Below are 13547 nucleotides of genomic sequence, written 5' to 3'. Positions count from 1 at the left end.
CAATGATAAAAGATTATTACCAACAATTTGATCCCGCCAAACAATATAGTCAGCTGTTGTTTCGGGCAAGCAAAGGCTTACAAAGCCGTGAGTTAAACGATTTACAGCTACAGTCTCAGCACCATGTAAAAGGCATTGCTGATGTCTTGATGAAAGATGGCGATGTAGTAAAAGGCGGTGATGTTGTCGTCGATAACACCCAGCAGCGTGCGACCATAGGGGCATCGTCGGTGTATTTACAAGGTGCGGTACATGATGTGCCAACGGCGCAGCTTGCCATTAGGCTCGATAAACTAGAAGTTGTCGGGGTGTGGCTGGCAAAGTCTGTTGTTACTGAGCTTCACGACCCCGCGCTTAGAGATCCTGCCATTGGCGCCCACAACTTTGATGAGGCCGGTGCAGCACGGTTAAAAATATCGGGAGTATGGGGACTAAGTGATAGCCTCGACTACCCTGACAGTGACTTTTTCCCTGTTTATCAGATAGATCACGGCACGCTCATTGTTAAGCAACCGCCACCGCAGCTTGACTCCATCACCAGTGCCCTTGCCCGTTACGACCGTGAGTCGAACGGTGGCAGTTATGTAGTTAGCGGTTTAAATGTCAGTTATCGCCAGACAAGTGCAACCCACCAGCATTTTAATGTGCAAGAAGGTAAAGCCCATATTAATGGCTATGAAATCGCATTTAATACCGCATTACCAGTTGCACTGGCCAATGATCCCGATGTGCGAGAGGTGATCAATGAGCCGAGCCGGTTTATTGCCAATGACCAAGGGAAAATGCGTATCGATCTGGACTTTGCGCCGGTTCAGCGTATTGATCAAGTGACCGCTGAGGTGAAAAAGCGCACTGAACTTACCCGAGGACATGCACAGACCGGACAAAACACCGACCCATTTGATGATGACTCGGTGATTGAGATTATGGCGATTTCGCAAAACGGTGTGGAATACCGCCAAGGTATCGACTTTATTTTCGTCCGTAATCACATTAGCTGGCGTGACGGCGGAGATAAACCTGCCTCAGGCACAACGTACGATGTGATTTACACATACCGCCGCGCGGTGGAGGTCAATGCAGATGAAACTGGATTTTGGCTTGAACAGCATTTAAATGATGCAGAAGAAGTGCTGGAAAATGGCCTGATCGTGGTGGATTACCACTGGTATATGCCACGGATTGATTTATTGGTGTTAACGCCAAGTGGTAGCGTTGAGCGGATCAAAGGCGCACCAGATAGAATTAACCCGCAAGCGCCTTTGGTGCCTCATCAGCATTTAGGTCTTGCACAAGTGCATCAGCACTGGGGTAGTGCACCACCGCAAATTCAAAATATTGCAATTGAAGCCGTACAAATGACCGATTTGGCACTGATGCAGCAGCAAATATCCGATTTGTATCAGTTATTGGCTATTGAGCGGCTTCGTAACGACACCACGGCACAAACACCAGCCAGCAAATATGGGGTGTTTGTTGATCCGTTTTTAGATGATGACATGCGTGATGTGGGGCTAAGCCAAAGTGGCTCTATAGTGGATGGTGAATTGATGTTACCGATGAGCGCTGATGTCACCCAGCTGGCGCAAACACAGACCCTGTCGTTACCATTTGAACTTGAAGATGTGTTGGTACAAGAAAGCCGTACCGGGGAGATGAAAATCAACCCTTATATGGCATTTGAGCCTATTCCAGCGGACGTCACCTTAACCCCCAGTGTTGATCACTGGACACAAACTCAAACGCAATGGACAAGCCCTATTACACGCCGCTTAACTCAAGGTGGGGGGCGCGTACGCCGTGTTGTTGAACATACCACAACCGAGCGAGTGGGAGTGAGACGTCAACAAGCTGAGTTTTTGCGTTCTCGTTGGGTTGATTTTGCTATCTCAGGGTTTGACTCTGGTGAGCAACTTGACTCTTTACTGTTTGATGGGATTGAAATTATTTCAGAGGTACAAGCATGATCCAAGCAAATACGCGCGGTGAGTTAACTGGTCGATTTAAAGTACCAAATAACGTGCCCGCAGGTACTAAGTTGGTGCGTTTTATTGGCAAGCAAGGCTCCGCAGGCAGCGCCAGCTATACCGGTAGCGGCATCATAGAAGTCGAAACGCTACGCCGCGTCAATAACATTATTACTCAGCGCTTTGACCCACTTGCACAAACCTTTATTTTGGAGCAGTCACGCTTTATTGCGGGGGTTGAACTGTGGTTTACCGCCAAAGGGCCAGAAGCCGTTGAAGTACAAATTCGTGAAGTGGTACAAGGTATTCCTACCCAAACTGTGCTGGCCAGTAGCAAGGTAAGTAGCGATGAGATAAAGCTAAATGATCAGCCAACGCCTTTTACTTTTACGCCAACCTTTTTAAATGCAGATCAAGAATATGCTTTGGTTGTGCTCACCGATGGTGCTGAGCATAGTGTGGCGATTGCTGAGCTGGGCAAGCTTGACCAAGGGCATAACTGGGTTACGTCACAACCTTATCAGGTTGGAGTGCTGTTGTCTTCAAGTAACGCAAGTACGTGGACGCCACACCAAGATAAAGATCTCACCTTTAGGTTAAAAGCCGCTAAGTTTACTGCGCCAAGCCTACGTGTGGAGTTAGGCTCTGTGGACGTTGAACAAGTAACCGATTTAATGATGCTTGCAGTCGTGCAGCGCCCAAGTGCTGAAACTCAAGTTGCTTTTGAGCTTACCTATCCATCTGGTAATAAAGAAAAAGTGCTCAATGTACAAGAGTGGCAACCGAGCTCACTGGGCGAGACTATCACTGGCAAAGTGAAAGTCAGTGCTTTACTGACTGGTACGCAAACGCTAACCCCGCTGCTATTTGCAGGAACCCAATGTGTACATGGGCAGGTTGCTGACGCTGGTGACTATATCTCTCGTGAATTACCGTGCCGACTCGGTGGCGATGTAATGGTGACATTTGAAGCCAATATTCAAAGCCACTCTGAAGTGCAGGTACTACTGCAAAAAGAAGCGCAGTGGTTAGCGCTTGAGCTTGATAGTAGCAGTGTATTAACCGACGGCTGGCAGCAGTTTACGTATCGCTTTAGTGGTGTTGATACTGCCACAACAAGAGTCAAACTGGTTTTAAAAGGCACACCTTCACAGCGCCCAAGGGTGCGTAATTTACGTGCATTTACCTTGTAGGAGGCGCATTGGACATTAATCAATTTACGCCTTATCAGCACTATCCACTCCCTCACCCAGAAAACTTACTTGAGCAAGATGTCCAGCGTTTGATTAACGCCCTGCATGCGATTGACGGTGATATTCACCAACAACAACTTGCCAGTGCACAAGCGCAACACGACATCAATAAACGCTTTAACAGGCTTCGACTTAATCAAGTATTGGGTGAATCTGTACTACCAATTTAAAGGACTTTAAGAGGAAATCATGGCAACAATTCAACAAGCCGTTCAAGTAATGGTCGACAAACTTGTCGCAGATATGAATGGCACAACCCCCCTAAGCGCAGAAGAGCAAACCTTAGTCAGCAATGCAATAACCCGCCTTACCGATAACGCCAAACTAGAGCAAGCCGTCGTTGCGGTTGCACAGGAGCATTTAGATGAGTCAACTCAACTTTTACAGCAAGTGGCAACCTCAGCACTGCACAATATCGACACCGCAAAAGCAGAGCTAGGCGGTGCAACTGCGGAGTTGGTAACAAGGGCAGCAAAGCTCGCTTTATTGGATCAAATAGCGCCGCTGACACAACAAATTAGCACCGCGGTTAACCAAGCCAATGCCGCAGCGCCAAAAACGTTGTTTGCAAACAAATTAATAGATACGCCGAGTACGTCAACCAATAACCGCCGCGCCACAGCCGTGTTAGCAATATACGATAGCAGTGGTAAGTCGTATCTAACGCGACCAAGTTACACGGCGAATAGTGCTAATGACGCCTGTCGATTAGAGCATGTTGAGGTAACAGAAACTGGCAGTGGCGTTAACAGAATCAAAACCAGTTTTGTATATAACAACGCATTTGAGCAAAACCCAACAACAAAAGTGTATCAATATGGCGCGAGCGCACTGGTGCCTTTAGGATTAAAAGACCAGCCGAATGATATCGAGTATCAAGTGGTGTTTAGTACACAAAAATCTCAATCGACTAACGTAACCGAGTATGGTGGGATTTTTGTATCTGAGCAGGGGTTCACATCAAGGACGTTACCTAAACAAGACTTAAACGCGGTAGACCAATTTGGCATCGCTACCCGTACAAGCCATCAACACCACGACGTGGCTGTGTTGTATAACAACCAAAAACATTGTTTAGTCGTCATTGATGCTGGCACAAACTTGGTGGTAGAAAAATACCGTGATGGCAATCATGTAACCAATATTTCCATAGCGAATAGTAATGAATACCAGGCTTATGTCGACAGCGGTGACTTTACCACATTGGCTTTTATCGCCAATACATTGGCGCAGCCAAAAGGTAGAATTAAGTATGAAGTCAATGAGCACAGTATTTCGAGCTATGCGCTAGATTATTATGGATTTTTCGGCATATTTGCAGGTGAAACTAAAATAGCTGGCAATAGCTATAGCGCCCACTATGTGTTTACAGCAGAGCAGAAACTAGCACCGATAAACTATCATTTTACCAGTCATGGTGATCCTGCCAGACACCCTGATGCTAACGGGACGGTTAACTCAGAGGGAGAGGTAGTGGTAGCGCTTGAATCTGTAAATGGTGAGGTACTAGGCACTTATCACTATCGGGTTACGACGGACAGGCAAGGGCGCTATGGTGGTATTGTAGCCACGGCAATACAAGTGATGAACCCATATTCGCAGATTGGGATTATAGATGAAGTATTAGCTTATAACTCAGCGAATAACCCCGTGTATGGTTTCGCCAGAACATGCCGTGCAATTTAAGGAGTGAAAATGAAAACGTATTATGATGAACAACAGGGCATGTGTATTAACGGTAACTTTTGGCAAGTGCACCCAGAAACAGGTAAGCCATGGGATACAGACTCGGTAGCTGACTTTATGGATAAGGTTAAGGCACAGACGGATAACGACGACGGGGTAGCGCAGTTAAAGCAACAAGTAATTGCACGAGTTAAGCTGCTTGCCTATCAACAATTGCAAGGGCAGCAATGGCGAGTGGAGCGGGCTAAGGAGCGTGAGCTTCAAGCGACGCTAAGTGGTAATGACGCAGAGGCGACTCAGCAACGCGACAATTTAAAATCCATTTTGGCGCAGCGAGAAGCACTGCGAGTAAAAAGCGATGAGCTAGAGGCTGAGGTACAGCGTTTGACCACTAAAGCTGAATTACTAGCGTATGTGATTGAGTTTTAAATACTAATCAGGTCAGGATTGACCTGTTTTACTCACTAAAAATCAGTAAGATACACCTATGCTTGAGAAAGTTAACAAGCACAGGTTTCCAATCTCCAAGGCCCACAAGCAAGTGTTTGCTGTGGGTTTTTTTATTTTTATATTTCACAGGAGGACGTTATGGCATCATCTAAGTTGATTGATTTATCTGCGCTTCCTCTGCCACAGTTGCTAGACAATCTAGAATATGAACATCTGGTGGAGCAGCTTAAAAGTACGCTCAGTGAGCAAAACCCGGATATTAGCGCGGTACTCAAACTTGAGTCGGAGCCACTTACACAATTGCTCAATACTTTTGCCTATCACAGCATGTTATTGCAAGGGCGGATCAACGATGCGGTTAAAGGTAATTTATTGGCAACAGCGACGAGCACGGACCTTGATCATATCGCTGTACGGTATGGGGTAAGTCGTTTGCCACAAGAGCCGGATGATAGATTTAGAAGTCGTATTCAACAGTCTTTTCATAGTTTAAATACCGCAGGAACCGCAGAAAGTTATCGCTATCATGCACTCTCTGCTGATAGTCGTGTTAAAGATGTGCATGTTGCGAGTCCTTCACCTTGTCATGTTGTGCTGACAATTTTAAGCTATGAATCGCCTAATGGCTTACCTTCAGATGGATTGCTAAACAAGCTTAAAGCAACGTTTGGACTGAAAGCGGATACAGTTGATACCGTATCTGATGTGCTTGCATTACAAAAAGTGCGGCCAATAGGTGACAGAGTTGAAATTAAACCAGTGACAGTGAAGCCCTATACTCTTCACGCTCAAGTGCAATTAGCCCCAGGACCCGGCAAAGCACAAGTTAAGGCACAAGTGCTGGCCAAGTTGAGAGATTTTTTTGCACAAACGGGTGTAATGGGCAAAGCGATAAAACGATCAGCACTGTTTGCCACTTTATATAGTAGTGGTGTGGAAGATGTTGTACTCGCTGCACCGAGTGAGAATGTCACAGTAGAAGGTCATGAGATCCCTTGGTGTGAAAATGACATCGCAGGTGTGATATTTGAAGGTGACGTGTGAGTGAGAGTCAACTTTTGCACCGCGGTGCTGAGCTACTTGAGCACATACAAGCCGCTCAATCCCCAATTTTTGAAGTACTGAATGACGCGGCAAGCTGCCTCGAGGCATTATGGCAACCAGATACTTGTCCAATTGCATTACTACCTTGGTTGGCGTGGAGTCAAAGTGTTACGCAGTGGAATGAACAGTGGCCAGAGCCTATAAAACGCCAGATCATTGCGCAAAGCTATGAGCAACATAAACACCTTGGGACGCGTTTTGCCATTATTAACGCATTAGCGCCTTTTGGCTATGACACCCGTATCACAGAATGGTTTGAACAAGTACCGAAAGGCCCAGTAGGAACTATCGCGATAGATGTTGCGGTATCTGATAGAGGGCTTGATGAGTCGTTATATCAGCAGATATTTCAAACTATTTCCGCGAATAAGCGCCATAGTATTCAGTTTGATTTATCGCTCAGTTTATTATCCACAGCAAAGATTCAGCTAGCGTCAGCCACGCTATTTGGTTCTTCTGTCACGGTGTACCCTTATTATGCCAGCGAAATTGTAAGCGATGCCCAAGTACGTCTTGTCGCAGCCAGTCAGTCTTGCAGTTATACCCATATTAACCCTCGGAGTAGTTATGCCCCAACCACAATACTGGACCATGCTGACACCAGCGGGTCGCGCTAAAATAGCCAATGCCATTGGCACAGGCGTTAAAATCAACTTAGTCAAATTTGCTGTGGGCGATGGCAATATTTTACCTGATTCAGAACATCTCACGAGTGAGCGATTTAGAGGACTGATCAATAGCTCCAAAACGTTAGATAACAATCCCGCGATGCTTGAGGTTATCGGTATTGTGCCTGCTACAGAGGGGGGGTTCTATGTTCGTGAAGCGGCTTTTTACACCGAAGACGACCAGGCATTTGCCATTGTTAAATACCCTGAAACGTATAAGCCAAATATTGAAGATAATGCCAGTGCCGAGCTTGGCATAAAAGCGGTAATTGATGTGGTGCAGTCAGAGATGGTGAATTTAAAAGTTGATCCCTCTATGGTGTATGCCACACAAAACTATGTAAATAGTGAAATTAATAAATTTGTAGGCTTGCTATCGCTTGATGGTGGCGCGTTTTCCGATTCATACCCTAATGTTCCCTCGTTAGACGGAGGCAGTATTTAATGTCGAACAAAATTCAATTTAGGCGCGGGCCTGCAGCAAACCGCACCAATGTTACGCCGAGTAATGGTGAACCAATATGGTTGACCGACAGCAAAAAATTATTTATTGGTGATGGCACCACCCCAGGCGGCGTAGATATTTTTACCACTCTTGGCAGTGCTATTCATCGTGATGCAGGCAGTGGTGCCAACCATGTTCTGTTGCTAGACAGTGCCGGTAAAATTCCTGAAAATGTGCTTCCGAGCCTTGCTATCGGTGAGCCATTTGAGGTCGCTAGCCAATCTGCTATGTTGGCGCTGCATGCGCAGCCCGGCGACTTGGCAATTCGCACTGATGAGAACAAGTCTTATATTCTCAAGTCGACGCCTGCAAATGTCTTGGCAAACTGGGTGCTGCTACGCACACCAACAGATAATGTATTATCTGTAAATGGTAAAACAGGCGCTGTAACGGTTAACAAAGCAGATGTTGGCCTAAACCAAGTTGATAATTTATCGAAATCGCAGCTGTTTACCTCGCCGATGTTCACCGGTACGCCAAAATCCCCCACACGAGCACGCTCAGATAATAGCACCAATATTGCTACCACCGCGTGGGTGCGAGACTGGGTTAATTCATTAGGCCTTGCGGTTGAAGGCGGTGATATTGACGGGGGGGTATTTTAATGGGGCGACGGATCCAATTTAGAAGAGGCCCAGAAGCAACACGATTACAGACTGTACTTGGTAACGGCGAACCGGGGTTTTCAACAGATACAAAGCAGCTTTATGTCGGTGATGGCGAAACACTGGGCGGCGTACCAGTGTTGATGTCTAAGTTTATTGAGGTAGCCGCTCCAAGTGTTGCCGCTTGTGGTGCTCGTCATTTATTTCAAGCGGTAACTACACTGCAATTACCGGATGAAGCACAAAATGGTACAACCTTAAGCGTCATGTTAAGCCCCCATGCCGGGGCGACTCAAGAGTTACCGGCTCGGGTGTTGGCACCTGTGTCTAAAACGATTTCAGACGATGAAGGAAATGCAGATACTGAATATCACATGACAATATCAGGGATTGAAAGAACATTTATTTTTATTGATGGAGGATGGCAGATATGGCGTTAACTGATTGGGGTAGTAGTTCATCTAAACGAGTTATACGCGGTAAATATGCAGGAGAACCGGGTGTTATACAAATCCCTCCTGTGGATATTAGTAAATCACATGTGAATATTACATCAATCCCATGGACTGCTAACGCTGGTTCTACCCATGCATATTATTTGCAGATTATAAGAGGCGAAGCAGGTACGGTATCAGTGACACTAGAGAGTGAGACACAACTAAATATACGAAACAAAATAGCGATAATCGGTGGCGATCGCGCTACAGTATCGTACCAAAACTTAGAAATACACTGGGAGATCATAGAAGGATGAGATATGCACATATTGATCATAAAGGTATTGTGATAGGTATTTACGATTTAGATTCGCTGATGTCTATTGATGAGTATATTTTATGTGATAAAAATCAAGATGTAGAAATAGGTTCTTTTTATAACGCGGAAACATCTGAGTTCGAACGTGTTGCAAATGATGATGAACAACCGTTAGATTTGACGCCTATTAATATAGAGAGCGTTACAAATACATTGAGTGGTTATGAAAACAACACTAACGAATTTACCGTTCCACAACAATCAAACGATGTAATAGCCACAGGGCAATTGGCAATAGGCGACTGTAAATTTAAAGTACCATTTAAGCGTATCGATACTGGCCGCATTCAGTTAATGCCTGCACAAGTAAAAGATGGTCATTTTTCCATACCGCTTAGATTTGAAACAAACGGTATTTGGATAGTGGATCAAGCGTTGATTAACGCTGATTTGCCAAAGCCGGTGTTTGAACTAGAAGAGTATCGTTTCTCAGTGCTCTAAAAGCTGCGTATTTTCTAAAAGCTGCGTATTTTCTAAAGCGGTCATAATTGACCTGTTTTACTTCCTAAAAATCAGTAAGATACACCTATGCTTGAGAAAGTTAACAAGCAAATAAGCTTCCAACCTCCAAGGCCCACAAGCAAGTTATTGCGGTGGGTTTTTTTATAAAAGGAGTTGACCATGGCATTTGAGCAATTGGACTTATCGCAGTTGCCTGTCCCAAAAGTAATCAAGGAATTAGACTTTGAGCAGCGCTTAACAGCGTTAAAGCAAGCGTTAGTCGCGCAAGATGAGGCATTACACCCTGTGCTTGCACTTGAGAGTGAACCACTCACTAAATTGCTTGAACTTATGGCGTATCGTGAGCTAGAGCAGCAGAGCATGCTAAACGACGCGGTGAATGCCAATTTACTTGCCAGTGCGTCAGGGAGTGATTTAGATGCAATCGCTGCAAGGTTTAATGTTGCAAGACTTGGGAATGAGGATGATGAGTGTTTAAGAGCGAGAACGCAATTAGCGTTTGATGGACTCAATACCGCAGGGAGTGCGGCCTCTTATTGCTTTCATGCTTTGTCGGTGAGTAATGAGATTTGCGATGTGCAAGTTCATAGTCCGAGGCCATGTGAAATAGAGCTAACCGCCTTGAGTCGCATTGGAAAAGGTACACTAAGCGCGGAGCTGCTAAGTAAATTACACGACGCCTTTACTCCTGAATTATCAACTCAGCCTCAAGTCTCTAAAGTGAGGCCGCTTGGCGATAGAGTCACTATCAAGCAGCCACAGATATTGACATTTAACATTACAGCGGAACTTGAAATTTTACCTGGCCCGTCGCCTGAGGTGATTGTGGACAGTGCCTCAGCCGCGCTCGACGCTTACTTAACAGAAAGGCGACGGCTTGGTCGGCAGATCACGCGAGCGGGCATTAGCAACGCTTTGTTTTTGTCCGGTGTCGAGAACATCAGGTTGGAGTCGCCAAGTGAAGACATTATACCTCTAGATATTGAGGTGGCGTATTGTGATCAAATGGATTTGCGGGTAAAGGTGAGGGGGTAGGATGACTAAGCTTTTACCTCATAATGCGTCGGAGCTTGAGCAGTGGTTAGCTGCGCTGCAAGCCAAGCCTCGAACTATTCGAGCGAGGTTATTAGCGGCCTTAACACTTGAGCAGCGCAGCGATGATGAACTCGTTGAAATTGCGCGTTACCTCTCGTTGACGGAGGTCAGTTACCTTGATGTACGCAGCGCACTTAAACGCTTATCAAGCGATAAGCTGCTGCCAATTATTTATTCTCAAGTGTTTTTCCCAAGAGATGCACTTGAGCGCCTAGCCACAAGTATTGGATTAATTGGGCTCTCCCTAAAGGATGATGAAGCACGAACTCAATTGCGTGATGCTTGTGTATTGAACGATACACGACTGCTGTTGACGAGTCTTTGGCAACCCGCACTTTGCCCTGAGCCTTTATTGCCATTTGTGGCGTGGAACTACTCTGTGGATGAGTGGGATGAAAGCTGGCCTTTGCAGGTGAAACGCCAAGTGGTGGCTGACGCATTTACAGTACATCAGTATAAAGGCACACCGTTTGCGCTGCAAAAGGCGCTAGACAGTTTAAACATTGAAACTGAAATCAAAGAGTGGTGGGAAACCCACCGTACACCGGGAACGGTACAGATCTGGGCACTCATTAATCAAAATTTGGACGACCGACAACAGGGACTGTTGACCCCCCAAATGCTTAAACGCATTCGCCGTGTGGTAAATGCAGTCAAGCGCGGCGCTATCCATGTTGATTTACAGCTGGGTATTTCGCTTAGAGAGCAAATAGGAATTTCCGCACTTGGTAATACGCCACTGGGACTGAGCAGTACCAAGGTATTGGGCTTGGGAGTTAAGCCCGCTCAAGGTGTAGCGGGATTGGCGGCATGTGGTCACTTTAATCAGTATGGCTATCAAGCTTTACAGGTTGCTGGTGGTGGTATTTTACCTGATGAAAGCAAGGCAAGAGTAGCGGTTGCGGCTGGCGCTTTACATTTGAATGCGCATGAACATGATTGCCAGGGAAAAGGAATAAAGCCTGATCAAATGGCGCAAGGAGTCGCGCTGGGCAGTGCTATGCAACGACTTCATTATCAACATTATCAATTACAAGGAGCGACATAATGTCAGCACTAACGCTTCAATTTACCCACGCTGGACTGGATGCGCTCTTAAGTGCCCAGGCGCGTGGTTTTAAAGGGCAAATTAGTCACATGGCATTTGGTGATGCGGCGTACACGCCATCGCAAAATCAAACCGAGCTGCGCAGCCTAAAAGAGCGCGTTGCGATTGCCGACAGCGATTATCAAGATGGTGAAAGCACAAGCCTTAAAGTTGCAGGCAAGTTTGACGCCCCACTGGAATATGCCATTAGAGAAATCGGTGTGTATTTAGATAGCGGTGAAGTGGATGCAAGTGGTGAGCCGGAGCTTATTTTGCTTGGGGTTTATTCAAAAGCCAACACCACCCTAGGCTATCGTACACCTGACGTAAAAGTGTTGCAGTGGCTGACACTCAGCCTTGCTCAGTTACCCAGTGAAAGTATCGAAGTTAAATTGAGTGTCGATAACTTAAACCTTATCGTCGACAAAGAGCTGGCTGAGATGACGCTCACCCAGCTCGATACCATGCACCGGCAAATTAAGCAGGAGTTTCGTTTGCAACAACAGGAAACCGCCCTAAGTGAGCTGCAACAATTGCTTACCAGTGAAATTACACGTTTAGATACAACACACATGACGCGACTAGACGATAGGGTTGAAGCTATTTATGGTGTCTTTAACGGTGAGCTCGCCAATGTAACTCGGGTGCAACTAGATACGATGAACCGCCAAACCAATCAAGAAATCAGATTAACCACTCTTGAGCATCAATAAGGAAACACTATGTCAAATGACAATTTAACCATGACGGAGCGCCTGAGTCAGGTTGCCACACGTGCCAATGCACTGTGCCAAACTGTTGAAGATCAGGTTGGGATTATTCAAGCTGAATTGGCTACAAACAGCCAAGCGACGACTGAAGCAATCGACTTAGCTGAAGAAACTGTAACTAGCTATTTGTCAAATGCGAGGGGCGAGCAGTCACATATATTGCTAAGTCGAAACCAAAAAATGGAGCCAAGCGGAACATCGAGCATACAGGGGTTTAATACGATAGGAATGGAGTCGTTTGAAGTCACTAAAGAAGGGGTTATTCACGCTCGTCCAGAAAATGATGTGGATTTGACAGGGGCGGGAGCGGTATCAGACTTTAGAAGTAGCGTGTTTAGTGGTTACGTAAATGGCTTTTTCAATATTCTACGTGTTAAATGGAAGCGAAATAGTAACACCCACCCTGCTAGAATTGATAATAATTGGAGTAGTAACTTTCAGCAAGGAGCACTAACTTCGGCATGTTATATCAAAGTGCTTAACGGTGAGGTTGAAGGGGCAATGTCTGAGGTTAAGGCGTTTCCAAATAATTGGCAACTACTAGCGCACCAGCAAGCGGCAAATAGTCAGGCGAGTCGTTTTTACGCACCCCACACGAAACTAGATCTGCATTCCCAAGAGGGAGAAATTTTGATTTGTCTCTTTGGGACTGTTTCAGGTTTTGTCAACCTTGAGCAAGCTGGTTGGGGTATATTCCCAGAGCTTTCACGAGTATAAGGTTTTTAATTAAGGAGTTAATTATGAAAGTGATGCATGAAGGAAGGTTGATAGCGACGATTGGTGGTAATTTATCACTATCACAGATTGAGAGTTACTTGGCTGAAAACTCAGTTGAATTACCAATGGATCAATTAGACTTTATTTACGAAAGGGAAGAAGCGTTGCAATATAGGAAGTTATCTTATTTGCAGGAATCCGACCCTTTGTATATGGAATGGCAATACGATCAAACACCTGAGTCAAAGCAAGCTTGGATAGATAAAGTCGCAGAAATTAAGGCACGATACCCTCTGCCTGCTGCTTAATTTCAATCCCTTCGGGCGTTTCGTCCATCTTCGGCTGTTCATCTAGCCAATTTA

Annotated in this window: 16 protein-coding genes; all 16 read left to right on the top strand. The window is 45.6% G+C overall.

The window, feature by feature from the left end:
- Window positions 1–2 precede the first annotated feature (2 nt).
- The 16 genes from F9Y84_RS05160 to F9Y84_RS05085 all read left to right on the top strand — a co-directional run bounded on the left by F9Y84_RS05160 (window position 3) and on the right by F9Y84_RS05085 (window position 13493).
- Complete coding sequence (locus F9Y84_RS05160) at window positions 3–1967, top strand: DUF4815 domain-containing protein (protein ID WP_147389610.1); 1965 nt, start codon at window positions 3–5, stop codon at window positions 1965–1967.
- Window positions 1964–3160 (top strand): hypothetical protein, encoded by a 1197-nt coding sequence (locus F9Y84_RS05155; RefSeq protein ID WP_147389609.1) that lies wholly within the window; start codon window positions 1964–1966, stop codon window positions 3158–3160. The genes F9Y84_RS05160 and F9Y84_RS05155 overlap by 4 nt, the downstream gene beginning before the upstream one ends.
- 8 nt (window positions 3161–3168) lie before the next feature.
- Complete coding sequence (locus tag F9Y84_RS05150) at window positions 3169–3390, top strand: hypothetical protein (protein ID WP_125253386.1); 222 nt, start codon at window positions 3169–3171, stop codon at window positions 3388–3390.
- A 19-nt stretch (window positions 3391–3409) separates the two neighbouring features.
- Window positions 3410–4906: a hypothetical protein gene (locus F9Y84_RS05145; protein ID WP_147389608.1), complete on the top strand. Its 1497-nt coding sequence runs from the start codon at window positions 3410–3412 to the stop codon at window positions 4904–4906.
- Window positions 4907–4915: 9 nt separating this feature from the next.
- The gene (locus tag F9Y84_RS05140; RefSeq protein ID WP_147389607.1) at window positions 4916–5335 is read left to right on the top strand and encodes a hypothetical protein; all 420 of its coding nucleotides are present in this window, start codon (window positions 4916–4918) and stop codon (window positions 5333–5335) included.
- Window positions 5336–5494: 159 nt separating this feature from the next.
- Window positions 5495–6400, top strand: coding sequence for a baseplate assembly protein (locus F9Y84_RS05135; protein WP_147389606.1), 906 nt, complete (start codon window positions 5495–5497; stop codon window positions 6398–6400).
- Window positions 6397–7077, top strand: a complete 681-nt coding sequence (locus tag F9Y84_RS05130; RefSeq protein ID WP_147389605.1) for a phage tail protein I — start codon at window positions 6397–6399, stop codon at window positions 7075–7077. The genes F9Y84_RS05135 and F9Y84_RS05130 overlap by 4 nt, the downstream gene beginning before the upstream one ends.
- Window positions 7028–7573, top strand: a complete 546-nt coding sequence (locus F9Y84_RS05125; protein ID WP_167508249.1) for a phage tail protein — start codon at window positions 7028–7030, stop codon at window positions 7571–7573. The genes F9Y84_RS05130 and F9Y84_RS05125 overlap by 50 nt, the downstream gene beginning before the upstream one ends.
- Complete coding sequence (locus tag F9Y84_RS05120; protein WP_125253380.1) at window positions 7573–8238, top strand: hyaluronate lyase N-terminal domain-containing protein; 666 nt, start codon at window positions 7573–7575, stop codon at window positions 8236–8238. Before F9Y84_RS05125 ends, F9Y84_RS05120 begins: the two co-directional genes overlap by 1 nt.
- Window positions 8238–8678, top strand: a complete 441-nt coding sequence (locus F9Y84_RS05115) for a hyaluronate lyase N-terminal domain-containing protein (RefSeq protein WP_128732093.1) — start codon at window positions 8238–8240, stop codon at window positions 8676–8678. The genes F9Y84_RS05120 and F9Y84_RS05115 overlap by 1 nt, the downstream gene beginning before the upstream one ends.
- A 310-nt stretch (window positions 8679–8988) precedes the next feature.
- Window positions 8989–9495: a hypothetical protein gene (locus F9Y84_RS05110; protein WP_147389603.1), complete on the top strand. Its 507-nt coding sequence runs from the start codon at window positions 8989–8991 to the stop codon at window positions 9493–9495.
- A 180-nt stretch (window positions 9496–9675) separates the two neighbouring features.
- Complete coding sequence (locus F9Y84_RS05105; RefSeq protein WP_147389602.1) at window positions 9676–10551, top strand: baseplate assembly protein; 876 nt, start codon at window positions 9676–9678, stop codon at window positions 10549–10551.
- Between the two features lies 1 nt (window position 10552).
- The gene (locus F9Y84_RS05100) at window positions 10553–11659 is read left to right on the top strand and encodes a phage tail protein I (protein WP_147389601.1); all 1107 of its coding nucleotides are present in this window, start codon (window positions 10553–10555) and stop codon (window positions 11657–11659) included.
- The gene (locus F9Y84_RS05095) at window positions 11659–12411 is read left to right on the top strand and encodes a phage tail-collar fiber domain-containing protein (protein ID WP_147389600.1); all 753 of its coding nucleotides are present in this window, start codon (window positions 11659–11661) and stop codon (window positions 12409–12411) included. Before F9Y84_RS05100 ends, F9Y84_RS05095 begins: the two co-directional genes overlap by 1 nt.
- Window positions 12412–12420: 9 nt before the next feature.
- Window positions 12421–13185, top strand: a complete 765-nt coding sequence (locus F9Y84_RS05090; RefSeq protein ID WP_147389599.1) for a hypothetical protein — start codon at window positions 12421–12423, stop codon at window positions 13183–13185.
- Window positions 13186–13208: 23 nt separating this feature from the next.
- Window positions 13209–13493 carry a hypothetical protein gene (locus F9Y84_RS05085; RefSeq protein WP_147389598.1) on the top strand — a complete coding sequence of 95 codons (285 nt, stop codon included), beginning with the start codon at window positions 13209–13211 and terminating at the stop codon, window positions 13491–13493.
- The last annotated feature ends 54 nt before the right edge of the window (window positions 13494–13547 follow it).

Source organism: Pseudoalteromonas peptidolytica (genome assembly GCF_012641745.1).
In the GTDB taxonomy this organism is placed as follows: domain Bacteria; phylum Pseudomonadota; class Gammaproteobacteria; order Enterobacterales; family Alteromonadaceae; genus Pseudoalteromonas; species Pseudoalteromonas peptidolytica.
Note: the sequence above shows the minus strand (reverse complement) of the source record. Positions and strands in the feature narration are given on the sequence as shown.